Origin of the sequence: Xanthomonas sp. JAI131 (assembly GCF_013410075.1) — a bacterium.
Taxonomy (GTDB): domain Bacteria; phylum Pseudomonadota; class Gammaproteobacteria; order Xanthomonadales; family Xanthomonadaceae; genus Xanthomonas_A; species Xanthomonas_A bonasiae.
Window position 1 is genome coordinate 762,177 of record NZ_JACCCN010000001.1, and the last position, 25,641, is coordinate 787,817.

A 25,641-nucleotide genomic window follows, 5' to 3' on the forward strand; every position below is an offset into this window, starting at 1 on the left:
GCTTGTCTACATTTCCGCTGCGTCTTCTGAATATACTCGGCAAATGCCCCCGGAGCATAAGGAAATGCACAATGATGCGTTGTGCATCTGACAGCCGTGTGTCTGCGGCCTGCGGGATTCTCTCAAGGACGAACGCGCATGACCTCGCACCTGTTGGCTTCCTGGACTGCTTCTCCGGACACGACCTCCTCGGAGCCGTATGCCGGGAGCCTCTGGGCCGAAGCCATGCCATCGCAGCGGCTCAACGACTATCTGGCCTTGCAGGGTTCGACCACCTTCTTTCTGGAGGCCGTCGCCGGATTGCCCGTAGAGGTTGAAGTCCTGGGTCAATGCATCGAGGCGCAAGCCGACGGCAGCGAGGTCCTGCGCCGTCGTTCCCGGCTGTACGTGCGCGACCCGGGCAACATCCTCCTGGTCGCCGAATCGTCGATCCAACTGGCCTGCATCGACGCGGAGCAGCGGCAAAGGCTTCTCGACGGCAGCGTGGGCATCGGCAAGCTGTTCGATCCGCACGACCGCGGTCTGCTCGAAAAGACCGACCTGGAAACCCTGCGCGTGCCGGCGCCGCGCAGTCTGCGGACGGAATCGACCTGGGCGATATCGCGACGCTACGCGATGCGGCTCAATGGCGCCCACTGCGTCGAAGTGAGCGAAATCCTCAACAACGAATCCCTGGAGCGCGCGCGATGAACGCAGCGGCCCTCGCTCCGTTCCGCGCGCAGGGCTGGCGCGACGCGCTTGCCGCTAGCGGCAGCGTGGTGCATCTCAATGGCGAAAGCGCGACGCTGAAACAGCTCCTGGACACAGGGCGCGAGCGATGGAAGGCCTACCGTATGCACAGGCGGGTCGCGCTGCTGGGAATCGGCGATCTCGGCATGCTGTCGCTGCAACTGGCGGCCATCGTCGACGGGCATCCGCTGCTGCTCTGCGCGGGCGACGCCACGCCACCGGCCCTGTGCGACGCGCATATCGGCGCGGCGGTCGGGAACGACGCAACGGCCTCGCCTCCGGAGATCGCGCCGCCGCCCATTGGGCATGTGCGATGGCCCGACGGGTTGGCGGTGCTGTCCTCGGGTACTGTGGGCACGCCGAAAGTGATCTGGCATGCGTACGACGATCTACTCGCGACCGGCGCCATGGTCCTGCGCCGGCTCGAACTCGGCGCGCACGACCAGGTGCTGATCACCGTTCCCCTGCACCATATGTACGGCCTCGGCGCGGCATTGATTCCGGCGTTGCTGGCCGGCGCGCAGATCCACTTGCTGGCCAGGGCCAATCTGCTCGGATTCAACGATGCGCTGCGGGCCGCACAGCCGACCTGGGTCTTTTCCACGCCGCACTTGTTGCGCATGCTGCTGCAGCGCAAGAGCGATGCGGTCGCCAGTTGCCGCGGCCTCGTGCTCGCCGGCGACGGCACGCCGCCCTTGCTGCACGCGCAGGCGCAACGGGTGTTCAACCGCGTCTTCGACCTCTACGGAAGTTCCGAGCTCGGCGTGGTGGCGATCTCCGAGCCCAACGCACCCAAGGCGCTGCGTCCGCTCGAAGGCGTGCGCGCATGCGTCGCGGACGTCGACGCCGGGCAAGGCACTCTCATCGTGAGCCATCCGCATGCCGCGACGCATATCGCCCACCAGGGAACGCTGTCGGCGTTGCCCGCCGAGTGGGACACGCGCGACATCGCGACCTTCGACGACAGCGGCGGTTTCGCGATACGCGGACGGGCCGATCTCAGCCTCAACCGCGCGGGCAAGCTGCTGATCCTGGCCGATCTCGAGGGCGCCATCATGGGCTGGCCGGATGTCGACCAGGCCGTGGCGATCGTGCTCGAAGACGAGACCACGGCCGGCAAGGCCATCGCCGCCGTGATCAAGCCCTCGACCTCGGCCTTGACCATCGACGCCCTCAAGCGCCACGCATCGATGACCCTGCCGGCCTTCGCCCGGCCGGACCACTACACGCTCGTGTCGGATCTGCCTTGCCTGGGTAGCGGAAAACCCGACAGGAAGACCATCATCAAGGAGTATCGCCATGGATAAGTCTCAGATCGTCGACATCTTGAAGCGCCTCATCGCCGAGGACCTGGATCTCAACGTGCGCTACGAGCAGATCCAGGACGGGGCTTCTTTCCTGGAAGACGGACTTGCGCTGGATTCCATCAGCATGGCCGAGTTCATCGACCATCTCGAGCGCCGCTTCCCGATCCGCATCCTGGACGAAGATCTGGATTCGGGCACGTTCAAGTCGCTCGACAGCGTGGCGGCGCTGGTGCTGAAGCGCCTGCCCGAGCACGCGGACGAGGCCAGCGCGTAATGAAGAACCTCACGATCGCGCTGGTCGGCGACGCGGGCGCGCCGCCGATCGAAGCGCCGCCGGACTATCGCAACGAAGCGCCGAACCGCGACGGCTTCGTGGTGGCGTGGCCGCCCCAGCGTTACTGGAAGTCGGCCGGCGACGCCGATCTGCTGTCCGAAAAGCCGCTGCATCTGTACTTCCATATTCCGTTCTGCCTGCAGCGCTGCCGCTACTGCTTCTTCAAGATCGAGATCCTGTCCGAGTCTTCGCACGCGGTCCGCGAGCGCTACGTCGACGCCTTGTGCCGCGAGATCGAGCTGGTCGCCGACGCGCACAGGCTGCGCGGACGGCGCGTGAAGTCGATCTATTTCGGCGGCGGCACGCCCAGCGTGATCCAGCCCGAGCAGCTGCGGCGGATCAAGCGCAAGATCGAGGAATGCTTCGTGCTGGACGCGCCGGAGTTCGTTTTCGAGATCGAGCCGATCACGCTGAACAACCGCATGATCGACGGTCTGGCGGACCTCGGCGTCAACCGGATCAGCTTCGGCATTCAGTCCTTCGACGACCGCGTCGTCGCCTTGACCGGCCGCCACGATACCGACGAAAAGAATTCGCGCGCGATCGAGCGCGCGCTGAGCACCGGCGCAGTGGTCAACGTGGATCTGCTGTCCGGGCTCGAAGGCGAAACGATGCAGAGCTGGCAGCACTCGATCAATCGTGCCGTCTCCCTCGGGGTGCATGCCGTCACCGTGTACAAGATGGAGCTGTACTCCAACGCGCACTACATGAACGACGTCCGGCAAGGCACGCTCTCGCTGCCCGGGCCGGATCAGGAGATGGCGTTCGCGCGCTGGGGGCTTTCGCGCCTGCGCGAGGCCGGCTACCTGCCGTCCACGTACTTCACCTTTACCCGCGAAGGGAAGTATCCGCAGCATCACATCATCAGCCGTTGGCGCGGCGAAGACATGTATGGCTTCGGCGCGTCGGCGTTCGGAACCGTCGGCGGCCGCAGCAGGCAGAACATCACCGAGATCGACGCATATCTGGAACGCGTCGAGAGCGGACTGATCCCGACCCAGCGGGTGCTGGAGATCAGCAGCGCCGACCATATGCTGCGCGACTTGGTGATGGGGCTGAAGACGACCTCGATCGATCTCGCCGACTACCAGAACAGGCACGGCGTGCACCTGGACATGATGCTCGCCGAGGATCTCGCGCACCTCCAGCGCCAAGGCCTGGTCACCCTCAAGGACCAGCGACTGCGCCTCACCGACGAGGGCGTCATCTACGGCGACTATTGCGGCCGTTATCTCGGCGCGGCGTTGAGGCGTCGGCTCACCGGCAACGCGAGGCCGCTCAAGGCCTGACCACGATGCTGATAACGCCGGATTTCGTTTTCATCCACATGCCCAAGACGGGCGGAACCTTCATCACCCAGATGCTGCGGCGCGTGTATGGCGCGCAGGCCGTGGAAACCGGGCGGAAACACGCCACCTGCGACGAGATCCCGGACGCCGACCGAGGCAAGCCCATCCTCTCGGTCATGCGCTCGCCCTTCGACCGCTACGTGTCCCAGTACCACTACGGCTGGTGGAAGACGCATCCGCAGGAATACTGCGATCCGGCGCTGATCCAGCGGGACTTTCCCGAGTATCCCCAGGTCGGTTTCGACGCGTTCGTCGCGATCGCCAATCGCTTCTTCGTCAACGTGCATCGTGGCGTGGCCAGCGGATACGACACTCCGAAGCTGCCGGCGGAGCGTGCGCTCGGATGGCATACGGAGCAGTTCATCCGCTTCTTCTGCAAGGACCCGAAGAGCGCATTCGCCGGCATCGACGAGCAAGACCTCGATCGGGGACACCTGCAGGCGTTCGAGTATCCGGTCGAGTTCCTGCGGACCGAGACGCTCAACGACGACCTCGCCGACTATCTCGAGCGCCATGGCGCGGATGCGTCGCTGTCGAAAGCCGTCCGCGAGCACGGCCGGGTCTTGCCGGACGAGGCCCACGAAGCGCGGGCGCGCCCGCACGCGCGCGACTACTTCGACGACAACCTGCGCGACTTCGTCGTGCGCAGGGAAGCCTTCCTGTTCAACCGCTTTCCGGAATACCGGATGGATGCAGCATGACCGAAACGACAGCCGGCGATCGCGTCGCCCTCATCAGCGGCGGCAATCGGGGCATCGGCCTCGCCGCATGCGAAGGCCTCGCCCAGCGCGGCCTGCATGTGTACATGGGCTGCCGGAATCTGGCCGACGGCGCGTTGGCGGTCGAGCGTCGCCAGCTGACCAACGTGACGCCGATCCAACTGGACGTCTGTTGCGAAGCGTCGATGGCGGCGGCGATCGACGTCGTCGCCCAAACCCACGGGCATATCGACCTGCTCGTCAACAACGCCGGTGTCTCCGTCGGCGTGCGCGACAAGCCCAGCACGGAAGCCCAGGCGCAGGCGCGGGCGACGTTCGACGTCAATTTCTTCGGCCCGTGGCGCCTGATCCAGCTCGTCCTGCCCCTGATGCGCGAGCGTGCGCAGGCGCAGATCATCAATGTGTCCAGCGGCCATGGCAGCTCCACCAAGATCGAAGGCAACAACCTGGCGTACCGAAGCTCGAAGTCGGCATTGAACGTGCTGACCCAGGCGCTGGCGATCGAGCTTGCCGACAGCGGCATCCGCGTCAACTGCATGACCCCGGGGTGGGTCAGGACCAAGCTCGGCGGCATCGCCGCGCCGCGTTCGCCGGAGGAGGGGGCCGAGACCATCCTGTGGCTGGCCGATGGCGGCGGCGAGACCGGAAAGTTCTACAAGGACAAGGCGATTTTTCCGTGGTGAAGGCGCCGAATCTCTTCGTCATCGGCGCGCCACGATGCGGCACCACGTCGCTGTTCGCCGCGCTGAAGCAGCATCCCGATGTCTACGCGTCCGTGCTGAAGGAACCGCATTTCTACGCCGCGGATCTGCCCGCTCAACCGCATACCGTGTCCGATCCTGCGGATTACCAACGGCTGTTCGCCGTTGCCGGCGATCAGCGCTATCGCGCCGAGGCCTCGGTCTGGTACTTCTACAGCCACGAGGCGCCGGCGTTGATCGCGAAGGCGCATCCCGATGCGCGCATCGTGCTGCTGTTGCGAAATCCGGCGGACATGCTGGTCAGCCTGTACGAACTGTATCTGCGCACGGGCAACGAAGGCGACGCGGACCCCGAGGCGGCGATCTTCCGCACCGGCGAGACGCGCTTTGCGACCACGTATTTCCCGTTCGGACTGCACTACCTCAACCTGCTGGACGTGACCGGGCCGCTGTCGCGCTGGCGCCAGTTCTTCCCGGAAGAGCGGTTGCGGTTGATGACGTTCGAGGAGATGTACGCGGCACCGGGCGCCGGTTTCCGCGACCTCTGCGGCTGGCTGGGGATCGACCGGGACGCTGCGGTGAGCTTCGACTCCCGGCAAGCGCGCGAGGCGGTGCGGACGATGGCGATGAAGCAACTGCGCGACCTGCCGGAGCATCTTCGCCGCAAAATGAATCCCGACGCTTCCCGGTTGCACGCCGGCAAGGGGGGAGTCGCGATCCCCGACGCGCTGCGCCTGCGCCTGCGCCAACGCGCCCGGGAGCTCAACGCCGGTTTTCCGGTGGCGGCGGGCAGGCCATGGCCTGACGCCTGGGGACATGCCTGACCGCTTCGGCCCGAAGCGCGTCAGTCGCCAGCAAAATCGCAGGTCGGCAGGGATTCGGGCCTGCTACGGTTGCGCGCGGCCGGGTTCGCCGGCCGCGCTGGGTGCCGGTGCGCACCGCATCGGGGGGGCGCGCCTTCGGCCCTTGGTGTGGCGAGCAGCGGATATGGACTGCGGGATGCGACACCGCGAGCGCCGCGGATTGATGCGATGGGTTTCTGGCTTGGCGAGCGGCGAGCGTTTGCCTTCCTGCGGCGGGATTGAAGTCCCTCCCACACTGCACCCGGTCCGCTGCTGCGCGCCTTTGTAGGAGCGGCTTCCGCCGCGACGCGCGACGAACGAGCCGGCGAACTGGCCGGCTTCACAAGCGCGCTGTCGCGGCCGAAGCCTCTCAATCAGTGCGTGGTGGCCGGCATCGACCCAATCGGCGAAGCCGCCGGCCAGTGGCGTGCGTCCCGCTCACCGGCGCGCCGGCTGACGCGGCCGCGTCGCCGCAGTGCCGTGAGGGATGGCTACAATCGCGACTTCTTACGCTTTCCCGGGTCCATGCCATGTCGCTGCGCGTCGTAATGCTCACCTGCCTGTTGACTGCCGCGCTTCCGGCGCTGGCGCAACCGGCGACGATCAGCGGCAGCGTCTACCAGGAGCGCGACGGCCACGCGGGCCGCGGCAACGGCGAGCGCGGCATCGCCGGCGTGCAGGTGTCCGACGGCGTGCGCATCGTGCGCACCGATGCGCAGGGCCGCTACAGCCTCGCGGTGGAGCCGGGGCGCACGGTGTTCGTGATCAAGCCCGACGGCTACGCCTTCGCCAGCGCCGGCAACGGCTTGCCGGACTACTGGCGGCACTATGCACCGGCGGGATCGCCCAAGCTCAAGTATCCGGGCATCGCGCCCACCAGCGGCGCCACCAGCGGCTGGGATTTCGCGCTGCGCGCGCAAGCGCCGGCGGCCAGCACCGAGGTGCTGGTGTTCACCGATACCCAGACCGCCTCGGCGACCGATGTCGGCTACTACGCGCGCGACATCGTCGCGCCGCTGGTGGGCAAGACCCACGCGCGCCTGGGCACCACCCTGGGCGACGTGGTCAGCGACAACCTGTCGCTGTATCCGGCGCTGAACGCCGAAACCGCCAAGCTCGGCGTGCCGTGGTTCCATGTGCCCGGCAACCACGATCTGAATTTCGATGCGGCCGACGATGCCGGCTCGCTGTCCAGCTGGCGCGCGATCTATGGCCCGGACACCTACGCGGTGGAGGAGGGCGGCGCCAGCTTCGTGTTCCTCGACGACGTGGTCTATCGGCCGAAGCAGCAGCCCGACTACATTGGCGGCCTGCGCGAGGACCAGTTCGCATTCCTGCAGGCCTACCTGGCGACGCTGCCCAAAGAGCGGCTGCTGGTGCTGGGCATGCACATCCCGCTGTTCGACGCCGCGCCGGGCAGGGAGACCTTCCGCCATGCCGACCGCGCGCGCCTGTTCGGCTTGCTGCAGGCGTTTCCGCACGTGCTGGTGCTCAGCGGCCATACCCACACCCAGCGCCACTATTACCACGGCGCCGACGACGGCTGGCACGGCGCGCAGCCCTTGCACGAATACAACGTCGGCGCGGCCTGCGGCGCGTACTGGTCCGGCGTCAAGGATGCCGACGGCATTCCCGCGACGACGATGGCCGACGGCACCCCGAACGGTTATGCGGTCCTGGACGTGAAGCGGGGCGGCGACTATGCGCTGGCCTATCACGCCGCGCGCGCGGCCGGCGATCCACAGCTGCAGTTGCACGCGCCCAGGTTGCTGCGCCGCAAGGCCTATCCGGACTTCGGGGTGTACGCGAACGTGTTCATGGGCGAGGACGACAGCCGCGTGGAATATCGCATCGACGAGGGCGCATGGAAGCCGATGGTCCGCGTGCAGCGGCCGGATCCGGACCTGCTCGCCGAGAACGCGCGCGACGATGCAGCCGAGGCGCTGCGCGGCTACGATCGCTCGCCGGAAGCCGTCCCGTCGCAGCATCTGTGGCGCGGCACCCTGCCGACCGACCTGGCCGCCGGCGCGCACCGCATCGAGGTGCGCGCCTTCGACCGCTGGCGCGGCGAGCAGCGCGCAACCACCGACTACCGCCTGCAGGACGCGACGCCCTGAGTGCGCGCCGCGGGTCGGCTCGTGGATCGACGGGTTCTAGCCGATGTCAAGAAGCGGCGTGCGACGAACGGTCCAGCTTCCTGCGTCGGGACTGAAGTCCCTCCCACAATGCGTCAGCGCCGCGCGGGTGCGCGCCGACGGCAGCCCAGCCCGCTGCTGCGCGCCTTTGTAGGAGCGGCTTCAGCCGCGACAAACGAGTCGGCAAGCTGGTCGGCCCCGCCAGCGAACTGTCGGGGCTGAAGCCCCTCCTACAGTGCACCCAACTGGCTTTCTGCGCTTTCTGCAGGAGAGGTTCCAATCAAGACGAGTACGGCAACGAGACGGATGACCTCGTCCGTCGTTGGGACTGAAGTCCTTCCCACACTGCGTCCAGCCCGCTGCTGCGCGCCGTTGTAGGAGCGGCTTCAGCCGCGACAAACGAGCCGGCAAACCGGTCGGCCCCGTCAGCGAACTGTCGGGGCTGAAGCCCCTCCTACAGTGCACCCGGCTGGCTTTCTGCGCTTTCTGCAGGAGAGGTTTCAATCAAGGCGAGTACGGCAACGAGACGGATGACCTCGTCCGTCGTTGGGATTGAAGTCCTTCCCACACTGCGTCCAGCCCGCTGCTGCGCGCCTTTGTAGGAGCGGCTTCAGCCGCGACGAACGAGCCGGCAAACCGGTCGGCCCCGCCAGCGAACTGTCGGGGCTGAAGCCCCTCCTACAGTGCACCCGGTTGGCTTGCCGCGAGTCCTTGTGGGAGCGACTTCAGTCGCGACGAGCGCGAGTGGCAACCCCTTCAGAGCTCGCGGATTTTTCGGCACCGCAGACCAAAAGACCAGTAAGTGGAGTTTCCGAATCCCGGAAACAAAAACGCCTCCGCGCGGGAGGCTGTCGAAAGCGGGTGATCCTGGCTGGCGAGCGAAGGCGAGCGGGCGGAAGGATCGGGAGCAGCTGGCTGGCGTGAGGCTGGCGGGCTTGCTGCGGGGCCAAGTCTAGCGAGTGCCACGATTCGACGATCAAACGCGACTCACTCGCATTTGTTCGCAAGGCGGCGTACGAGAGACATGCACTCGATGCCGCGCTGCGTACTTTGTCGGATCGTCTTGCGAGGCTGTCGTCGCGCGATACCCATGGTCGGTACGATCGCGGAGGGCGATGCCCATCGCCACATTGAAGCGCCTCTCCTCGCGGCGACCGAAGGAAGTGCCCGTGGGAAGAGATGGGTGGTGTGAGGGTGAGGGCGAAGCCGAAGCCGAAGCCACCTCGCCATCCCTTCGAATGCTGTCGCGCGCGCACCCAGCCCGCCATCTCGGCCTGGTCGTCGGCATTCGGATTTGAGAAGCCTTGTCCGGCTGGGTTATTGCCGGGCTTTGACGTCGGCCGCTGTGTCCGGCGCTGCTGTCGTCTCCGTCTCCGTCTCCGGTTTCGGTTTCGGTTTCGGTTCCGGTTCCGGTTCCGGTTCCGGATAGGGATAAGTCGGCGCCGCAACCGGCGGCAGCTGCGCACGCCAGCGCTGCAGCAGCGGCGCGATGCGCGCGCCGACATACAGCTGCGGATACGACGGCGCTTCGCCTTCGGCCTGTTCGCGCGCGGTGATCTCGGCCGTGGCCAGGCGATAGCTCTCGACGAAATCGGTGGTGCGCGCCAGCGCGTCGATCAGCCAGGCGCGGCCGAAATAGGTCGCGCTGGCGGTGTTGCCGCAGCCGAACGAGGGCCGGTCGCGGCGCGCGGCGGTGATGATCAGCGTGTCCGGACTCTTCAGCGCCGGCACGAAACCGCCCGAGTAGCACGCCGACAGCACGATCACCCGGTTGCGGATGCCGGCATCGTCGAGCAGTCCGCGCAATTCCTTGGGCGTGATGGTGTCGTAGTCGGCGTCCTCGCCGGGGCCGAACTGCACATACAGTTCGTGCTGCTCGGTGCCGTGGCTGGTCAGGAACAGCAGCAGCGCGTCCTCGCGCCGGTCCATCAGCTTGCCGATCCGCTGCAGGGTGTCGGCCAGGTTGTCGTACGAGGCCTGCGGCGCGTAGGCGTGGGCGCCGAGATTGTCGGCGTGGTTGATCAGGGTGACGATGCGCCCCGCCGCGTCGAAGCGCTGCGCGAACAGCTGGCGCAGGTACTGGGTCTCGTTGCGGAACACGTCCTCGCTGGCGTCGCCGGCGAAGCCGACCACGTACAGGTCGGTGGTGCCCGGGCGCTGCGGCTGTAGCGCGTTCAGCGCCTTGCGCAGTTGCGCCTGGTCGATCGGATCGACCGGCGCCGCTGCATCGGCCTGCGCCTGCGCTGCACCGGCATCCGGATGGCAGGCGGGCAACAGCAGCGCCAGCAGCAGGGCCAGGGCCAGGCGGCGGTGCGGCACGCGGAGGTTGCGCAGGAACCAAGGCATGGGGGGCGGCAGAGGAGATGCGGCGTTAGCGCGCAGCGGGTGCCGCGACGCTCAGAGCGCCAGCTCGGCGAAGCTCTGCACGCGCCGGTGACCGTTGCAGGCATCGCCCAGGCGCGGTTCGGGATAGTCCTCGCGGCGATCGACCAGCACCGTGTCCAGCCCGGCCGCGCGCGCGGCATCGAGTTCGGCGACGACGTCGGACAGGAACACGATCTGCGCGGCCGGCACGCCGGTCGCCTCGGCGATGCGCACGTAACTGGCCGCGTCGCGCTTGGCGCCGACCTCGGTGTCGAACCAGCCGGAGAACAGCCCGGTCAGGTCGCCGGCGTCGCTATGGCCGAAGAACAGTTTCTGCGCCGGCACCGAGCCGGACGAGTACACGTACAGCGGGTGGCCGTCGGCATGCCAGCGGCGCAGCGCCGGCGCGGCGTCGGGATAGATGTGCGCGGCGAAGTCGGCGTCGCGGTAGCCGGCCTCCCAGATCATGCCCTGCAGCGCCTTCAGCGCGGTGTGCTTGCGGTCCTGGTCGATCCAGCCCTGCAGCGTCTCCACGATCACCGCGTCGCTGCAGATGCCGCCGCATTCGCTCGCCACCGCGTCCAGCCACTGCCGCACCTGCGGCTGCTGGCCGTGCGCGCGGACGAAGTCGGGCAGGGCGCGGCGCGCGTAGGGGAACAGCACATCCTTGACGAAGGAGATGCTGCTGGTGGTGCCTTCGATGTCGGTCAGGATCACGCGCGGGCTGGCCATCGCTCAGCTCGCCTCGCCGCGCAGCGCCGCTTCGTAGCGCGGGAAGCGCTGGGCGATGTCGGTGCCGGTGAAATGGCCGACCCAGCCGTCCGGCTCGGTGAAGAAGCGGATCGCGATGAAACGCGGCTCCGGCCCCATGTCGAACCAGTGGTGGGTGCCGTCCGGCACCGCGATCAGGTCGTTCTGCACGCATTCGATCTCATAGACCTTGCCGTCCACGTGCAGGGTGAACAGGCCCGAGCCGGCGACGAAGAACCGTACCTCGTCTTCCTTGTGGAAATGCTCCTCGAGGAATTTCTTGCGCATCTCCTCGCGCTGCGGATGGTCCGGAGCGATGCTGACCACGTCCACGGTCTTGAAGCCGTGCGCGGCCACCAGCCGGTCGATGTCGCTCTTGTAGGCGGCCATCACCGCTTCCGGGGTGGCGCCGGCCTCGATCGGCTGGTCGGCCTGCCAGCGCTCGAAGGTGACGCCGATCTTGCGCAGTTCGGCGGCGATCGCGTCGCCATCGCGGCTGTCGAACAGCGGCGCGTCGGGAGTGGTTTCGGCGAAGATGCGGAGTCGGCTCATGGCGGCGGGCGAGGGCGTCGAGGAGGGGAGGAAAAGGGTAGCAGCTGGCGGGGAAGCCGCCGTTGCGGCGCTGGAACGCTGTCGCGCGGGCGCTGTGCGCCGGGCTCAGCCGGTTGCGCGCAGCTTGCGCAGTTCCAGCTCGCAATGCAGCAGGAACTCGATCGCTTCCAGGTGGCGGCGCGCCTCGGCCATGTCGCGGCCCCAGGCGTACAGGCCGTGGCCGTCGATCAGGTAGCCCCACAGCGGGGCGCGGTCCAGCAGCGCGTCCACCTGCGCGGCCAGCACGGTCATGTCCTGGGTGTTGGCGAATACCTGCAACTCCACGGCGGTCTCGTGGGTCTGGTTGCCATGCAGGGCCTTCAGCAACTCGTAGCCTTCCAGGCGGACGTGGCCGGCATCGGCATACAGCCGCGAGGCGATGGTCTGCACCGGCGAGTGCGTGTGCAGCACGCAGCCGACCTCCGGGAAGCGGCGGTACAGCTGGGTGTGCAGCAGGGTCTCGGCCGAGGGCCGGTGATCGCTGCCGACGGCCTTGCCGTCGAAGTCCACCACCATGATGTCGGCCTCGACCAGCCGGCCCTTGTCGCGGCCGGACACGGTGATCGCGGCATGCGCGGCGTCGAGCCGGTGCGAGAAGTTGCTGCTGGTGGCCGGGGTCCAGCCGGCCGCCGACAGTTCGCGGATGTTGCCGATCAGCAGCTGGGCCAGCGTGCGCAGGCGTTCGGTATCGTAGGGCTGTGCGTTCATGCCCCCTATTCTAGCGAGCCTGTGTGGCACGCAGACGGCTGTGGCGGAAGCCGTAGCCGAAATAGATGAGCAGGCCGAGCACGGTCCAGCCGGCCATCAGCAGCCAGTTGTGCGCGGTCATCGCCGACAGCAGCGCCAGGCAGCTGAGCACGCCGGCGATGCAGATCGGCCAGGCGAACGGGATGCGGAACGGGCGCGGCAGGTCCGGCTGGGTGCGGCGCAGGATCAGCACCCCGGCGCAGACCGCGGCGAAGGCGATCAGCGTGCCCATCGAGGTCAGCTCGCCGAGCACGTCCAGCGGGAACAGCGCCGCCAGCAGCGCGATGCCGATGCCGGTGATCACCGTGTTGACGTGCGGGGTGCGGTACTTGGGATGGATCTTGGTGAACAGCGGCGGCAGCAGCCCGTCGCGGGCGATGATCATGAAGATCCGCGGCTGGCCGATGATCATCACCAGCACCACCGAGGACAGGCCGATCAGCGCGCCGACCTCGACCACCACCCGCAGCCAGGCCAGCTGCGGATGCGCGCCTACCGCGGTCACCACCGGCTCGTCGGTGCCCAGCTGGGTGTACGGCACCAGCCCGGTCATCACTGCCGCCATGGCGATGTACAGCACGGTGCAGACCACCAGCGACAGGATCATGCCGATCGGCAGGTCGCGCTGCGGCCGGTGCGATTCCTGCGCCGCCACCGACACCGCCTCGAAGCCGATGTAGGCGAAGAACACCATCGCCGCGCCGCGCAGCACGCCGTCCATGCCGTACTTGCCGGGGCCTTCGTTGGCCGGAATGAACGGGTGCCAGTTGGCCGTGTCCACGTACTTCCAGCCGGCCGCGATCACCAGCAGGATCAGCCCGGTCTTCAGCACCACCATCGCCATGTTCATCGCCGAGGACTTGCGGATGCCGACGTAGCACAGCCAGGTCAGCAGCAGCACGATGCCGGCGGCGGGCAGGTTGGCGATCGCGCCGGTGCGCTGCAGCTTGCCGTCCAGCGGCGCATTGACCAGCGCTGCGGGCAGGTGGATGCCGAAATGGTCGAGCAGGCTGAGGAAATAGCCGGTCCAGCTCACCGCCACCGCCGAGGCCGACACGCCGTATTCCAGCACCAGCATCCAGCCGATGAACCAGGCCGCCAGTTCGCCGAAGGTGGCGTAGGTGTAGGTGTAGGCGCTGCCGGACACCGGCACCATCGCCGCGAACTCGGCGTAGGCCAGCGCGCAGAACGCGCAGCACAGCGCGGCCAGCACGAACGACAGCATGATCGCCGGGCCGGCGTGGTTGGCCGCGGCCTGCCCGGTGATGACGAAGATGCCGCCGCCGATCACCGCGCCGATGCCCAGCGCGGTCAGGCCCCAGGGACCGAGCGCACGCTGCAGGCCCAGGCCGCCGGCGTCCTCGTGGGCGGCATGGGGGTGTTTGGTGGCCCAGAGTTGTTTGAACATGGAGCGGTTCCAGCCTGGCGCTGCGCGCGATGGACGAAGGGACGAACGCACAGACCGGCGCGGGCGCCGGTCTGTGGGGACGGATCAGGCCTTGGTGGTGGCCAGGCGGCTGTGGCGGATGCCGTAGCCGAAATAGATGAACAGGCCGATCACGGTCCAGCCGACGAACACCTTCCAGTGTTCCTGGAACGCCTGCAGGAACAGGAACAGGCAGGCCAGCGCGCCCAGCGGGCAGATCACCATCGCCAGCGGCACCCGGAACGGGCGCGGCAGGTCCGGCTTGGTGAAGCGCAGCACCATCACCCCGACGCAGACCGTGGCGAAGGCGAGCAGGGTGCCCATCGACACCAGTTCGCCGAGCACGTCCAGCGGGATCAGCCCGGCCAGCAGCGCGGCGACCACGCCGACGAAGAGGGTGCCGACGTAGGGCGTGTGGAACTTGCGGTGGACCTTGCCGAACAGTTTCGGCAGCAGGCCGTCGCGGGACATGGTGTAGAAGATGCGCGGCTGCGCCATCAGCATCACCAGCACCACCGAGGACAGGCCGGCGATCGCGCCGATCTCCACCGCGGTCTTCAGCCAGGCCAGGCTCGGATAGTGCTCCAGCGCGGTGGCCACCGGCTTGGCGGTGCCGAGCTGGGTGTAGGGCAGCAGGCCGGTCAGCACCGCGCAGACGATGATGTAGATGACCGTGCACACCGCCAGCGACACCAGGATGCCGATCGGCATGTTGCGCTGCGGGTCCTTGGTTTCGCCGGCCGAGGTGGAGACCGCGTCGAAGCCGATGTAGGAGAAGAACACGATCGAGGCGGCGCGGAAGATGCCGCTCCAGCCGAACTCGCCCGGCCCGGTGTTCTCGGGGATGAACGGGTGCCAGTTGGCCGGATCGACGTGGGAAATGCCGAAGCCGACGAACAGGCAGATCACCGCGACCTTGATCGCCACCACGATGGCGTTGGCGAACGCCGACTGGGTGACGCCGACGTAGCACAGCGCGCTGACCGCGACCACGATCAGCACCGCCGGCAGATTGACGATGCTGCCGGAGGCGACGAAGGTATGGCCGGTCCAGGCCAGCGGTGCGCCGGCCAGTTCGGCCGGGAACGGCAGCCCGAGCGTGCCGGTCAGGAAACTGATCAGGTAGGCCGACCAGCCGACCGCGACGCTGGAGCCGGCGAACAGGTATTCCAGCACCAGGCACCAGCCGATGAACCAGGCCACGCCTTCGCCCAGGGTGGTGTAGGAGTAGGAGTAGGCGCTGCCGGAGACCGGCATCATCGCCGCGAACTCGGCGTAGCACAGGCCGGCGAAGGCGCAGGCGATGCCGGCGAACACGAACGACAGCATCACCGCCGGTCCGGCGTGATTGGCCGCGGCCTGGCCGGTCAGCACGAAGATGCCCGCGCCGATCACCGCACCGATGCCGAGCATGATCAGGTGCTTGGCGGTGAGGGTCCGTTTCAGCGTGGCTTCGCCTTCCAGGCTGCCTTCGAACGGTTCGCCGGCATCGACGTGGCCGGCGGGCTCGATCGGCTTGACCCTCAACAGAGACTTCAGCATGCGGTGCATTCCCCGGTGGCGATCGGGACAGTAGTGCCCCGGTAAAGATGGTGCGCTAGGCCCAAGCAGGCCACGCAAGCGTCGTACCATGCCAAAGCCGGACGGCCGCCACAAGCCGCGCCGCACCGTCGGCGGCGATAATGGCCGCCCCCGATCGCGAGAACCGCCCATGCCGGACCTTTCCCTGCGCCGCCAGTTGCAGGCCTATGCCGCCCGTTGGCCGCAGGAGGCCGAGGTTGCCGCGCAATTCCTGGCGTTGCTGGACGATGCGCAGGACCCGTTCGTGCGCGATCGCCTGGACGGCCATTTCACCGGGTCGGCCTGGCTGGTCAGCGCCGATGGCGCGCGCACCCTGCTGACCCACCACCGCAAGCTGCAGCGCTGGCTGCAGCTGGGCGGACATGCCGACGGCGACCGCGACCTGGCGCTGGTGGCGCTGAAGGAAGCCGAGGAGGAATCCGGGCTGCCGGGCCTGGCGCTGGAGGACGGCGCACTGTTCGACCTGGACCGGCACTGGATCCCCGCGCGCCAGGACGTGCCGGGGCACTGGCATTTCGACGCGCGCTACGTGGTGCGCGCCGGTGCCGACGAGGCGTTCGCGGTCAGCGCCGAATCGCTGGCCCTGGCCTGGCGCCCGATCGCCGAACTGCTGGCCGAGCCGGACCTGGATCCGTCGTTGCGGCGCATGGCCGGAAAGTGGCTGGCGCACAGCGGCGGCTGACGCGTCGGTGACGGGCGCCGCCGGACTGGCTGGCGGGTCCGGGCGCCGGGCGGCCGCGGCTGGCTGGGCGGGCATGGCGGGATTGGGTACCCTTGGGCGCCCGTTGCCTGTCCATGCCCATGTCCCGCGCCGCTGCTTCGTTCACCTACCGCCTGGCGTTCCGTCCGGTCGACGACCGGATGGAGTCGGCCGAACTGGCGCGCACCGTGCAACGCACGCTGCTGGCCTTAAGCGGGCCGCCGCATGGCGTGGCGATCGTCAGCCTGCAGCGCCCGCCGCGCGAGGACGGCGGCGGCCTGTACATGGAGGCGGTCACCACCGGCCCGGAGCGGTGGTACCTGAAGGCCGACGACTATCTGTTGAGCCAAGGGTTGCGCGGCGAGCTGCAGCCCTGAGGGGCTGGGATTCGGGATTTGGGATTGGGGATTCGTAAGAGCGTGCGTCGCGTGGTCAGCGTTCGCGCTTGTTTTGGCATTCCGCATTCGTGTCGGAGCCACCGCCAAGCCAGATCGCAGTCGGAAAAAGGATGCGCCAGTGCCGCCGCTCTTCCCAATCCCGACTCCCCAATCCCCAATCCCCGTCAGTAAAGAATCCGCGTCCGCAAGGTGCCGGCGATCTGCCCCAGTTCGTCCTTCAGCACGCCCGCCAGTTCCTCGCTGGCGGCGACGTCGATCACCACGTAGCCGACCTTGGGGTCGGTGCGCAGGAACTGGCCGTCGATGTTGACGTTGTGGCGCGAGAACAGTTCGTTGATCTGCGACAGCACGCCCGGCACGTTGCGGTGGATGTGCAGCAGGCGCAGGCTCTCGGCGTGCTCGGGCAGGGTGACCTCGGGGAAGTTCACCGCCGACAGGGTGCTGCCGTTGTCGCTGTAGCGCACCAGCTTGGCCGCCACTTCCACGCCGATGTTGTCCTGCGCTTCCAGCGTGCTGCCGCCCACGTGCGGGGTCAGGATCACGTTGTCGTGCGCGGCCAGCGGCGATTCGAACACGTCGCCGTTGCCCTTCGGCTCGACCGGGAACACGTCCACCGCCGCGCCGCCGATGTGGCCGGAGGTCAATGCCGCGTCCAGCGCGGCGATGTCGATGACGGTGCCGCGCGAGGCGTTGATCAGGTGCGCGCCGGGCTTCATCTGCGCGATCTGCGCCGCGCCGATCATGTCCTTGGTCGACGGCGTCTCCGGCACGTGCAGGGTCACCACGTCCGAGCGCGCCAGCAGGTCGTCCAGGTCGGTCGCCGCGCGCGCGTTGCCCAGCGACAGCTTGGCCTCGATGTCGTGGAAGATCACCTGCATGCCCAGCGATTCGGCGAGCACGCCGACCTGGGTGCCGATATGCCCGTAGCCGACGATGCCCAGCACCTTGCCGCGGGTCTCGTGGCTGCCGGCGGCCGACTTCGACCAGCCGCCGCGATGGCATTCGGCGTTCTTCTGCGGAATGCCGCGCAACAGCAGGATCGCCTCGGCGATGACCAGCTCGGCGACGCTGCGGGTATTGGAGTAGGGGGCGTTGAACACCGGGATGCCGGCCAGCTCGGCCGCGTCCAGGTCCACCTGGTTGGTGCCGATGCAGAAGCAGCCGACCGCGATCAGGCGCTTGGCCTGCGCCAGCACTTCGGCGCTGAGCTGGGTGCGCGAGCGGATGCCGACGATGTGCGCGTCGGCGATGCGCGCCTTCAGTTCCTCTTCCGGCAGCGACTTGGCGTGCAGTTCGATCTGCGAGTAGCCGGCGGCGCGGAACACGTCGATGGCGGTCTGGCTGATGCCTTCGAGCAGCAGGACGCGGATGTCCTGCTTCGGAAACGAGGTTTTCTTGGGCGACATTGCGGCGGCGAGGCGAGGCGGAAGGGTCGGTCACTATGCCAGATGCGTCCGCGTTTTGGTGCGTCGCAATAGGACGCCGGGGGCGCGCAGACGCAACGCTGGCAAAGGTTTCAGTTGCATCTGTTCGGGACTCGGGACTGGGGACTGGGGACTCGAAGAGCAGGAGCATCAGCATGAAGCGAGAGGGCAAGGTCAGACCCAGGCTCCCTGCGAGTCCCGAGTCCCGCCCACCTAGACGCCGCTAGCCAACGCTGGCAGGCTTGAACGCTTGCCTTCGCCCGATCCCGACCCATGACCGACCCGCGCCTGGACGCCCTTACGCACTCCGTTCCCGGACTGCGCCTGAAGACCGACCCCGCCGACCTGGAGCACTACGGTCGCGACTGGACCCGGCGCTGGACGCCGGCGCCGTTGGCGATCGCGCTGCCGGCGACGGTGGAGGAAGTGCAGGCGACGCTGCGCTGGGCCAACGAGCACGCGGTGGCGGTGGTGCCTTCCGGCGGCCGCACCGGCCTGTCCGGCGGCGCGGTGGCCGCGCACGGCGAACTGGTGCTGAGCCTGGAGCGGATGAACAAGGCGCTGGCGTTCGATGCGGTCGATCGCACCCTCACCGTGCAGGCCGGCATGCCGCTGGAGGCGGTGCACAACGCGGCGCGCGAGCACGGGCTGGTGTATCCGGTGGATTTCGCCGCGCGCGGCTCGTGTTCGATCGGCGGCAACATCGCCACCAATGCCGGCGGCATCCGCGTGATCCGCTACGGCAATACCCGCGAGTGGATCGCCGGACTCAAGGTGGTGACCGGCAGCGGCGAGCTGCTCGAACTCAACCGCGGGCTGATCAAGAACTCCAGCGGCTACGATTTCCGCCAGCTGCTGATCGGTTCGGAAGGCACCCTCGGCATCGTCGTGGAGGCCACGCTGCGGCTGACCGATCCGCCGCCGCCGAGCAACGTGATGCTGCTGGCGCTGCCTTCGTTCGAGGTGCTGATGCAGGTATTCGCCGCGTTCCGCGGCCGCCTGCAACTGGAAGCGTTCGAATTCTTCACCGACCGCGCGTTGCAGCATGTGCTGGCGCATGGCGCGCAGGCGCCGTTCGACACGGTCTATCCGTATTACGTGGTCACCGAGTACGCCAGCGGCGACGAGGCGCAGGAGGCCGCGGCGCTGGCCGCGTTCGAAACCTGCATGGAGCAGGGCTGGGTGCTGGACGGGGTGATCAGCCAGAGCGATGCGCAGGCGGCGCAGCTGTGGCGCCTGCGCGAAGGCATCACCGAGGCGGTGGCGCGCTACAAGCCGTACAAGAACGACGTGTCGGTGCGGATCTCGGCGATGCCGGCGTTCCTGGCGCAGACCCAGGCACTGCTCGGCGCAGCGTATCCGCAGTTCGACGTGGTCTGGTTCGGCCATATCGGCGACGGCAACCTGCACATCAACGTGCTCAAGCCCGACGCCACCGCCGACGCCGACTTCATCGCCGCCTGCGAGCAGGTCACCAAGCTGCTGGCGCAGGTGCTGGCCGAGCATGGCGGCAGCATCTCCGCCGAACACGGCATCGGCCTGGTCAAGAAGCCGTACCTGGAAAGTACCCGCAGCGTAGAGGAGATCGCGCTGATGCGCGCGGTCAAGCGCGTGTTCGATCCGGCCGGGCTGCTCAATCCGGGCAAGCTGTTCGATCCCTGAGCCGCGCGCGCCGTGCAGGCATGCGCGCGGCGGCGGCGGCGCTCGCGCTCGCGGCGGCGGCCGGCTAGGCTATGCCGGCGCGGCCACGGCCGCGCCTCTTTCCCGATCCCGTTGGAACCGATGCGATGAACCGAGTGACCGCGCGCTGCGCCCTGTTGTTGATCCTGACCGTCCCCGCGTTCGCGCAGGCTTCCAGCTTCGCCGGCAGTTCCGCCGGTTCCGCTTCGGCCGGTTCCGCCGGCAGTTCCGCGTCTTCGGACAGCAGCTCCGGCGACGACAAGCTGGTGCTGCAGGCGCGCGACGACGCGGCCGGCTTCGTCGCCAGCGCCGGCCGCATCCGCGGCGTGCAGCTGGAGGCGGCGCTGCGCGTGCTGCGCGAGCGCAACCCGCAGGCGCAGCAGGCCAGCGACCTGCAACTGGCGCAGGCCATCCTGGCGCTGTGATGCCGCGCCGGCGGCTGCGCCGGCTGGCGTGGCTGGCGCTGCTTTGGCTGGCTTGCGCACTGCCTGCGCAGGCAGTGCGGTTGCAGGTCGATCCAGGCGGATTGAGCGCTTCCGAACGCGCGGCCAGCCAGGCCCTGCTCGACGCGACGCTGCCGACGCTGCCGCCGGCCTGGGCCGCGGCGATCGAGACGCCGCTGACGCTGCAATGGCGCGACGACCTGCCTGAGCAGGTGCACGGCAGGGCGCAGGCGCGGCACCTGTTGTTGAACAATGCCTTGCTGCGCGCGTGGATGGCGCCGCCTGCCGCCGGTGCCGCCGACGGCGGCGCCGACCCGGCGAGGCGGCCGGCGGTCGCTGCGCTGCTGCACGAACTGGCGCATTTCTACGACCGCTCCGCGGCCGGCCGGCTGTCGTCGGATCCGCGCCTGCTGGATCTGGCCGGCTGGCAGGTCAGTCCGATGCGGCTGGGCCTGCGCATGGGCCGCAACGCCTTCAGCGAGCGCAGCCCGGACCGCTACGAACTGGCGTCGCCGACGGAATTCGTCGCGGTCAACCTGGAACATTTCCTGCTGGATCCCGACTACGCGTGCCGGCGCCCGGCGCTGGCACGGTATTTCGCGCAGCGCCTGGCCTGGTCGCCTCCGGCGAGCGCCTGCGCGCCCGGCCTGGCCTATCTGCAGGATCCGCTGGCCGACGAGACGGCGTTGCTGCAACTGGATCCGGCGCGGGTCTACGCGATCGATTACCTATTGGCCGAGGGCAACGCGCAGCCGATGAGCCATTGGGGCCACAGCATGCTGCGGCTGGTGATCTGCGCGCCGGGACGCGCGCCCGGTCCCGATTGCCGCCTGGACCTGGCGTATCACAAGGTGCTGTCGTTCCGCGCGTTCGTCGACGACGTGCAGATCTCCAGCGTGCGCGGCCTGATCGGTTCGTATCCGTCGCGGCTGTTCGTGCTGCCGCTGCGCCAGGTGGTGGACGACTACACCCAGGTGCAGCTGCGCGGCCTGCAGTCGATTCCGCTGCGGCTGACCGCGGACGAGCGCGCGGCGTTGCTGGAGCGCGCCGCGCAGCTGCACTGGAGCTACGACGGGCGCTATTACTTTCTCAGCAACAACTGTGCGGTGGAAACCTACAAGCTGCTGCACGACGGCGTGCCGCGGCTGGCCGGCGCGCGCCTGGCCGGGATCAGCCCGACCGGCCTGCTGCGGCGCCTGGGCCGCGCCGGCATCGCCGACACCGCGGTGCTGGACGATGCCGAAGCCGCCGCACGCCAGGGCTACTATTTCGCGCCGGCAAGCGCGCACTACGCGGCGATGTTCGCGGTCGCGCGTGCGCAACTGGCGCTGCCGGCGCGCAGCGTGGAAACCTGGCTGGACCTGCCGGCGGCGCAGCGCGCGCCCTGGCTGCAGCGTGGCGACCTGCGTGCCAGCGCCGCACTGCTGCTGCTGGAGAACGCCGCGCGCCGGCGCCAGGAGCAGCGCGGCCGCGATGCGTTGAAGCGGCGTTATCTGGCCAGGGCGCATCTGCCTGCGTCGAAGACGGCCGATTCAGGCGTCGGCGCGGATGCCGGTGCCGGTGATGGCACCACGGTCGCCGACGCGGCGGGTTCGCAGACCCGGGATGCCGCTGCCGCAGTTCGCGCGGTGCTGGCGCAGCAAGGCCTGCTGAGCCAACCGTCGACGTTGTTGCAGGGCCAGCCCGGTTATGGGTTGCCGCAGGCGCAGGAGCGCGCATGGCTGCAGCAGCAGGGGCAGGCGCGGATCGACGCGCTGCGCGGCGACGGCGCCGCGCTGCAGGCGCGCCTGCACGCCTTGCTGCCGCCACCGCTGCGCGCGGAACTGCGGCAGATCGATACGAATCTGGCGACAGTGGGCGCGCGGCTGCGCGATCTCAATCGCGAAGGCGGGGGGCTACAGTTGCTGTCGCCGTCGCTGCTGCAGCCTGCGGACACGAAATGACGGCGCTGGTAGGGTGGTTCGCGGCTGACGCGAGCCGTTTGTTGATCCTATTCCGATCACGACAGGGTTTGTCAGAGAGCGCCCCATAGCGTCTTGACGCCATCGGGCGCGAATGGATTTGCTGACACGGTGTGTCGCGGCTGAAGCCGCTCCTACAAGGGATTGCTGCCCCCTGTAGGAGCGGCTTCAGCCGCGACAGGACCATCGGCGCAACTCGCGCAACCAGCCGCCATTACGGCAAATCGAGACCCACGTCTTCGCTGTAGCGACTCAACCAGGCGTCGCGCACAGGATCCTGCCGATACTGCGCGCGCAACCTGGCCCAGGTCGCCTCGTTGCCGTCGCAGTACTTCGCCATCGCCTTGTCCAGCTCGCGGCGGCGCGCGGCATCGTAGGGCTCCTCGCCGGCGAAGTGGTTGCAGACGTCCTGGCGCGCGACGAAGGTGCGGATCTCCTGCGGCAGCGCGCAGAAGCCGGTGTGGTGCTCGGGATCCACCTCCGCCGGGATCGTGCAGCCGGCCTTGGCCGGCGCCGCGACCGCAGGCTTGGCAGCAGCGGCCGCCGCCAAGCCCGGCAGGAGCAACAGCACGGCCAGCGCCATGCAGCGGCGCGGACGCACGGACTCAGTCCGCGCGACCGGCGAACTCGCCGGTGGTGGTGTTGACCAGCACGCGCTCGCCGTTGCCGATGTACTCCGGCACCATGATCTCCAGCCCGGTATTGAGCTTGGCCGGCTTCGGCCGCTTGGTCGCGGTGCCGCCTTTCAGTTCCGGCGGGGTTTCGATCACTTCCAGGGTCACGCTCTGCGGCAGCTGCACCGCCACCGGCTGGTCGTCGATGACCTGCACGTAGATGCCGGTCAGGCCTTCGGTGATGTAGCCGGCGTCGTCGCCGATCACGTCGGCATCGAGCGTGTACGGGGTGTAGTCCTCGTCGTCCAGGAACACGAACGCGTCGCCGTCCTTGTACGAGAACGTGGCCTGGTGGCGGGTCAGCTCGACCTCGCGCAGGTCGTCGTCGCCGTCGAAGCTGGCGTCGAGCTTGTTGCCGCCCGGCACGCTGTACATCACGAAGCGGAAGCGCACGTTGCCGCCGCGGCCCTGCGGCGAGCTGCGTTCGATGTCGCGGATCTGATAGACGCCGTTGTTGTACTCGACGACGTTGCCTTTCTTGATTTCGTTGGCTTTCATGGGTTTGGAGCCGGGATTGGGGATTGGAGATTCGGGATTGGTAAAAGGCAGGGCGGGGGCGAAGGGGCGGGGTGCTTTTACGAATCCCCAATCCCCAATCACGAATCCCCGCTACTTAGGTGCCAACCGCACCGCGCCATCGAGGCGGATGACCTCGCCGTTGAGATAGCGGTTGCGCAGCAGGAACATCACCGTGTCGGCGAATTCCTCGGGGCGGCCGAGCCGCGGCGGGAACGGGATCGAGGCGGCCAGCGACTGCTGCACCGCCTCGGGCATGCCGTCCACCATCGGGGTCCAGAAGATGCCCGGGGCGATGGTGTTGACGCGGATGCCGAAGCGCGCCAGTTCGCGCGCCATCGGCAGGGTCATCGCCACCACGCCGCCCTTGGAGGCGGCATAGGCGGCCTGGCCGATCTGGCCTTCGTAGGCGGCGACGCTGGCGGTGTTGACGATCGCGCCGCGTTCGCCGTCCTCGCCCGGCGGGTTGTGCTGCATCAGGTCGGCGGCGGCCTTGGCGACGTTGAAGCTGCCTACCAGGTTGACCATCACCGTGCCCTGGAAGGTGGCCAGCGCCATCGGCGCCTCCTTGCCGAGCACGCGGCCGGCGCCGAGGATGCCGGCGCAGTTGATCGCGGCGTTGAGCCCGCCGAGGAAGTCGCGCGCCGCGCCGAGGTGCGCGGCCACCTGCGCCTCGTCGCTGACGTCGGTGCGGAAATAGCGCGCCTGCGCGGCGCCGAGCGCGGCGACCGCGGCCGCGCCCTTGTCGTCGTTGAGGTCGAACAGCGCGACCTTGCCGCCGTCGGCGACGATGCGTTGCGCGACCGCCAGGCCAAGGCCGGAAACGCCGCCGGTGACCACCGCGCGGATATCGGCAAGCTGCATGGATGTTCCCTCCCAGGAAAGCGCGCATTTTAGCCGACTCTCCGCTGCCGCTGCCCGGCTGGCGAGGGCAAGCGCGTGAAAGCGCCTGCCAGGCCTGGCGGGCGCATCGTGCTTCGCGTTCGCTGCGTCTGCCTGCACGGCGGCGAGTACATGGAACACGGCGCACCCGCTTCGGCCGGTGCGCGCGAGGAGGACATGCGCCGCCGGTCGGCGCCCGTATCCGCGTCAGTGCTGTGCGCACCGGCCTGGACTGTCCTCGACCTGCACGCCCGGCATTGGCGTGGGCGTCGTTGCCGGCGCAGGATCGGTGGGCCTTGCCGGCGCGCCGATCCCGCCGCGCCGGTCGGCCGCGGTTACGCCGCCGCCAGCGCCTGGCCGACCTTGCTGCCGGTCGGCCTGCCGAGTTTCTGCGCCAGCCAGCGCCCGGTCGCGGCCAAGGCCGGCAGGTCGATGCCGGTGGCCATGCCGTTGCCGTGCAGCAGGTAGACCACGTCCTCGCTGGCCACGTTGCCGCTGGCGCCCCTGGCGTACGGACAGCCGCCGGCACCGGACACCGCCGCATCGACCACGCGCACGCCTTCTTCCAGGCACGCGGCGATATTGGCCAGGGCCTGGCCGTAGGTGTCGTGGAAATGCACCGCCAGCGCCGGCATCGGCACCTCGGCGGCGACCGCGCGCAGCATCGCCCGCGCCTTGCCCGGGGTGCCGACGCCGATGGTGTCGCCCAGCGAGATCTCGTAGCAGCCCATCGCGTGCAGCTGCCGCGCCACCCGCACCACGTCGGCCAGCGGCACGTCGCCCTGGTAGGGGCAGCCGAGCACGGTGGACACGTAGCCACGCACCTTGACCCCATCGGCGGCCGCGCGCGCCAGCACCGGCGCGAAGCGCGCCAACGATTCGTCGATGCCGGCATTGGTGTTGGTGCGGTTGAAGGTTTCCGAGGCGGCGGTGAACACCGCGACCTCGCGCACGCCGACCGCGGCCGCACGCTCGTAACCCTGCAGGTTCGGCACCAGCACCGGGTAGTCCACGCCCGGCGCCGGCACGATGCCGGTGTAGACCTCGGCCGCGTCGGCCAGTTGCGGCACCCATTTCGGGCTGACGAAACTGGTCGCCTCGATGCTGCGCAGGCCGGTGCGCGACAGCTGCGCGATCAGCTCGATCTTGTCGGCGGTGGCGACCCAGGCCTTTTCGTTCTGCAGGCCGTCGCGCGGTCCTACTTCCACCAGGCGGACGAAGTCGCTCATCGGCGGCGCCTGCACTGGCGCGCGCAAGCGGGCGCGGTCGGGAGAGGCGGCGCGGGGCAGGGCGGAAATGGCGAAGTGGCGGTCACATGCAGTCCTTGAAGTGAACGGCTGCGCGCCGTTGCCGAGCGGCGCAGACCGCAGCCTGCGCGAAGTGCGGCG

24 protein-coding genes are annotated in these 25,641 nt (G+C 68.6%); 13 read left to right on the top strand and 11 right to left on the bottom strand.

Annotated elements, in window-relative coordinates:
- The first annotated feature begins 138 nt into the window (after positions 1-138).
- The 8 genes from HDC36_RS03095 (at position 139) to HDC36_RS03130 (ending at position 8,098) form a co-directional block, all read left to right on the top strand.
- A complete protein-coding gene (locus tag HDC36_RS03095) occupies positions 139-690 on the top strand; it encodes a hypothetical protein (RefSeq protein ID WP_179564330.1) in 552 nt (183 codons plus the stop codon).
- On the top strand, positions 687-2,036 hold the full coding sequence (locus tag HDC36_RS03100) for a class I adenylate-forming enzyme family protein (protein ID WP_179564332.1): 1,350 nt from the start codon (positions 687-689) through the stop codon (positions 2,034-2,036). The genes HDC36_RS03095 and HDC36_RS03100 overlap by 4 nt, the downstream gene beginning before the upstream one ends.
- Positions 2,029-2,310 carry a phosphopantetheine-binding protein gene (locus tag HDC36_RS03105; protein ID WP_179564334.1) on the top strand — a complete coding sequence of 94 codons (282 nt, stop codon included), beginning with the start codon at positions 2,029-2,031 and terminating at the stop codon, positions 2,308-2,310. The genes HDC36_RS03100 and HDC36_RS03105 overlap by 8 nt, the downstream gene beginning before the upstream one ends.
- A 101-nt stretch (positions 2,311-2,411) precedes the next feature.
- Positions 2,412-3,659: a coproporphyrinogen-III oxidase family protein gene (locus HDC36_RS03110; protein ID WP_179564336.1), complete on the top strand. Its 1,248-nt coding sequence runs from the start codon at positions 2,412-2,414 to the stop codon at positions 3,657-3,659.
- 5 nt (positions 3,660-3,664) lie between these two features.
- Positions 3,665-4,420: a hypothetical protein gene (locus HDC36_RS03115; RefSeq protein ID WP_179564338.1), complete on the top strand. Its 756-nt coding sequence runs from the start codon at positions 3,665-3,667 to the stop codon at positions 4,418-4,420.
- Positions 4,417-5,121 (top strand): SDR family NAD(P)-dependent oxidoreductase, encoded by a 705-nt coding sequence (locus HDC36_RS03120; RefSeq protein WP_179564340.1) that lies wholly within the window; start codon positions 4,417-4,419, stop codon positions 5,119-5,121. The genes HDC36_RS03115 and HDC36_RS03120 overlap by 4 nt, the downstream gene beginning before the upstream one ends.
- A complete protein-coding gene (locus HDC36_RS03125; protein ID WP_179564341.1) occupies positions 5,115-5,963 on the top strand; it encodes a sulfotransferase in 849 nt (282 codons plus the stop codon). The genes HDC36_RS03120 and HDC36_RS03125 overlap by 7 nt, the downstream gene beginning before the upstream one ends.
- A gap of 548 nt (positions 5,964-6,511) precedes the next feature.
- Positions 6,512-8,098, top strand: coding sequence for a calcineurin-like phosphoesterase family protein (locus tag HDC36_RS03130; protein ID WP_179564343.1), 1,587 nt, complete (start codon positions 6,512-6,514; stop codon positions 8,096-8,098).
- 1,335 nt (positions 8,099-9,433) lie between these two features.
- On the opposite strand, the gene HDC36_RS03135 is transcribed toward HDC36_RS03130, so the two are convergent.
- From HDC36_RS03135 to HDC36_RS03160, 6 genes are all read right to left on the bottom strand, one after another.
- Positions 9,434-10,462, bottom strand: coding sequence for a C13 family peptidase (locus HDC36_RS03135; protein ID WP_179564345.1), 1,029 nt, complete (start codon positions 10,460-10,462; stop codon positions 9,434-9,436).
- Positions 10,463-10,513: 51 nt separating this feature from the next.
- The gene (mtnC, locus tag HDC36_RS03140; protein ID WP_179564347.1) at positions 10,514-11,212 is read right to left on the bottom strand and encodes an acireductone synthase; all 699 of its coding nucleotides are present in this window, start codon (positions 11,210-11,212) and stop codon (positions 10,514-10,516) included.
- A 3-nt stretch (positions 11,213-11,215) separates the two neighbouring features.
- Complete coding sequence (locus HDC36_RS03145; protein ID WP_179564349.1) at positions 11,216-11,782, bottom strand: acireductone dioxygenase; 567 nt, start codon at positions 11,780-11,782, stop codon at positions 11,216-11,218.
- Between the two features lie 105 nt (positions 11,783-11,887).
- On the bottom strand, positions 11,888-12,529 hold the full coding sequence (locus HDC36_RS03150; protein ID WP_179564351.1) for a methylthioribulose 1-phosphate dehydratase: 642 nt from the start codon (positions 12,527-12,529) through the stop codon (positions 11,888-11,890).
- Between the two features lie 10 nt (positions 12,530-12,539).
- Entirely contained in the window at positions 12,540-13,976 is a 1,437-nt protein-coding gene (locus HDC36_RS03155; RefSeq protein ID WP_179564353.1) for an amino acid permease, read from the bottom strand.
- A gap of 84 nt (positions 13,977-14,060) precedes the next feature.
- Entirely contained in the window at positions 14,061-15,536 is a 1,476-nt protein-coding gene (locus tag HDC36_RS03160) for an amino acid permease (protein WP_179564355.1), read from the bottom strand.
- A gap of 169 nt (positions 15,537-15,705) precedes the next feature.
- On the opposite strand from HDC36_RS03160, the gene HDC36_RS03165 reads away from it, so the two are divergent.
- Together HDC36_RS03165 and HDC36_RS03170 are read left to right on the top strand one after the other, a co-directional pair.
- On the top strand, positions 15,706-16,257 hold the full coding sequence (locus HDC36_RS03165; protein ID WP_179564357.1) for an NUDIX hydrolase: 552 nt from the start codon (positions 15,706-15,708) through the stop codon (positions 16,255-16,257).
- Between the two features lie 113 nt (positions 16,258-16,370).
- A complete protein-coding gene (locus HDC36_RS03170) occupies positions 16,371-16,652 on the top strand; it encodes a hypothetical protein (RefSeq protein ID WP_179564359.1) in 282 nt (93 codons plus the stop codon).
- Positions 16,653-16,837: 185 nt separating this feature from the next.
- On the opposite strand, the gene serA is transcribed toward HDC36_RS03170, so the two are convergent.
- Positions 16,838-18,079: a phosphoglycerate dehydrogenase gene (gene serA / locus HDC36_RS03175; RefSeq protein WP_179564361.1), complete on the bottom strand. Its 1,242-nt coding sequence runs from the start codon at positions 18,077-18,079 to the stop codon at positions 16,838-16,840.
- Positions 18,080-18,370: 291 nt separating this feature from the next.
- On the opposite strand from serA, the gene HDC36_RS03180 reads away from it, so the two are divergent.
- The 3 genes from HDC36_RS03180 (at position 18,371) to HDC36_RS03190 (ending at position 22,163) form a co-directional block, all read left to right on the top strand.
- Positions 18,371-19,759 (top strand): FAD-binding oxidoreductase, encoded by a 1,389-nt coding sequence (locus HDC36_RS03180; protein ID WP_179564363.1) that lies wholly within the window; start codon positions 18,371-18,373, stop codon positions 19,757-19,759.
- A 125-nt stretch (positions 19,760-19,884) separates the two neighbouring features.
- A complete protein-coding gene (locus HDC36_RS03185; protein WP_179564365.1) occupies positions 19,885-20,202 on the top strand; it encodes a DUF2388 domain-containing protein in 318 nt (105 codons plus the stop codon).
- Complete coding sequence (locus HDC36_RS03190) at positions 20,202-22,163, top strand: DUF4105 domain-containing protein (protein ID WP_179564367.1); 1,962 nt, start codon at positions 20,202-20,204, stop codon at positions 22,161-22,163. Before HDC36_RS03185 ends, HDC36_RS03190 begins: the two co-directional genes overlap by 1 nt.
- Before the next feature lie 232 nt (positions 22,164-22,395).
- Here the strand turns inward: HDC36_RS03190 and HDC36_RS03195 are convergent, their stop codons facing one another.
- The 4 genes from HDC36_RS03195 to HDC36_RS03210 all read right to left on the bottom strand — a co-directional run bounded on the left by HDC36_RS03195 (position 22,396) and on the right by HDC36_RS03210 (position 25,482).
- Positions 22,396-22,764 carry a hypothetical protein gene (locus HDC36_RS03195; RefSeq protein WP_218847983.1) on the bottom strand — a complete coding sequence of 123 codons (369 nt, stop codon included), beginning with the start codon at positions 22,762-22,764 and terminating at the stop codon, positions 22,396-22,398.
- A gap of 22 nt (positions 22,765-22,786) precedes the next feature.
- Positions 22,787-23,353 (bottom strand): elongation factor P-like protein YeiP, encoded by a 567-nt coding sequence (yeiP, locus tag HDC36_RS03200; RefSeq protein ID WP_179564371.1) that lies wholly within the window; start codon positions 23,351-23,353, stop codon positions 22,787-22,789.
- 111 nt (positions 23,354-23,464) lie between these two features.
- Positions 23,465-24,235, bottom strand: a complete 771-nt coding sequence (locus tag HDC36_RS03205) for an SDR family oxidoreductase (protein ID WP_179564373.1) — start codon at positions 24,233-24,235, stop codon at positions 23,465-23,467.
- A 353-nt stretch (positions 24,236-24,588) separates the two neighbouring features.
- Positions 24,589-25,482: a hydroxymethylglutaryl-CoA lyase gene (locus HDC36_RS03210; RefSeq protein ID WP_179564375.1), complete on the bottom strand. Its 894-nt coding sequence runs from the start codon at positions 25,480-25,482 to the stop codon at positions 24,589-24,591.
- Positions 25,483-25,641: the final 159 nt, after the last annotated feature.

Bases quoted from the DNA above. Each gene is read 5' to 3' on its own strand.
- HDC36_RS03095 (WP_179564330.1), top strand. From the start codon at position 139: ATGACCTCGCACCTGTTGGCTTCCTGGACTGCTTCTCCGGACACGACC.
- HDC36_RS03100 (WP_179564332.1), top strand. From the start codon at position 687: ATGAACGCAGCGGCCCTCGCTCCGTTCCGCGCGCAGGGCTGGCGCGAC.
- HDC36_RS03105 (WP_179564334.1), top strand. From the start codon at position 2,029: ATGGATAAGTCTCAGATCGTCGACATCTTGAAGCGCCTCATCGCCGAG.
- HDC36_RS03115 (WP_179564338.1), top strand. From the start codon at position 3,665: ATGCTGATAACGCCGGATTTCGTTTTCATCCACATGCCCAAGACGGGC.
- HDC36_RS03120 (WP_179564340.1), top strand. From the start codon at position 4,417: ATGACCGAAACGACAGCCGGCGATCGCGTCGCCCTCATCAGCGGCGGC.
- HDC36_RS03130 (WP_179564343.1), top strand. From the start codon at position 6,512: ATGTCGCTGCGCGTCGTAATGCTCACCTGCCTGTTGACTGCCGCGCTT.
- HDC36_RS03135 (WP_179564345.1), bottom strand. From the start codon at position 10,462: ATGCCTTGGTTCCTGCGCAACCTCCGCGTGCCGCACCGCCGCCTGGCC.
- mtnC (WP_179564347.1), bottom strand. From the start codon at position 11,212: ATGGCCAGCCCGCGCGTGATCCTGACCGACATCGAAGGCACCACCAGC.
- HDC36_RS03145 (WP_179564349.1), bottom strand. From the start codon at position 11,782: ATGAGCCGACTCCGCATCTTCGCCGAAACCACTCCCGACGCGCCGCTG.
- HDC36_RS03150 (WP_179564351.1), bottom strand. From the start codon at position 12,529: ATGAACGCACAGCCCTACGATACCGAACGCCTGCGCACGCTGGCCCAG.
- HDC36_RS03155 (WP_179564353.1), bottom strand. From the start codon at position 13,976: ATGTTCAAACAACTCTGGGCCACCAAACACCCCCATGCCGCCCACGAG.
- HDC36_RS03160 (WP_179564355.1), bottom strand. From the start codon at position 15,536: ATGCTGAAGTCTCTGTTGAGGGTCAAGCCGATCGAGCCCGCCGGCCAC.
- HDC36_RS03165 (WP_179564357.1), top strand. From the start codon at position 15,706: ATGCCGGACCTTTCCCTGCGCCGCCAGTTGCAGGCCTATGCCGCCCGT.
- HDC36_RS03170 (WP_179564359.1), top strand. From the start codon at position 16,371: ATGCCCATGTCCCGCGCCGCTGCTTCGTTCACCTACCGCCTGGCGTTC.
- serA (WP_179564361.1), bottom strand. From the start codon at position 18,079: ATGTCGCCCAAGAAAACCTCGTTTCCGAAGCAGGACATCCGCGTCCTG.
- HDC36_RS03180 (WP_179564363.1), top strand. From the start codon at position 18,371: ATGACCGACCCGCGCCTGGACGCCCTTACGCACTCCGTTCCCGGACTG.
- HDC36_RS03185 (WP_179564365.1), top strand. From the start codon at position 19,885: ATGAACCGAGTGACCGCGCGCTGCGCCCTGTTGTTGATCCTGACCGTC.
- HDC36_RS03190 (WP_179564367.1), top strand. From the start codon at position 20,202: ATGCCGCGCCGGCGGCTGCGCCGGCTGGCGTGGCTGGCGCTGCTTTGG.
- HDC36_RS03195 (WP_218847983.1), bottom strand. From the start codon at position 22,764: ATGGCGCTGGCCGTGCTGTTGCTCCTGCCGGGCTTGGCGGCGGCCGCT.
- yeiP (WP_179564371.1), bottom strand. From the start codon at position 23,353: ATGAAAGCCAACGAAATCAAGAAAGGCAACGTCGTCGAGTACAACAAC.
- HDC36_RS03205 (WP_179564373.1), bottom strand. From the start codon at position 24,235: ATGCAGCTTGCCGATATCCGCGCGGTGGTCACCGGCGGCGTTTCCGGC.
- HDC36_RS03210 (WP_179564375.1), bottom strand. From the start codon at position 25,482: ATGAGCGACTTCGTCCGCCTGGTGGAAGTAGGACCGCGCGACGGCCTG.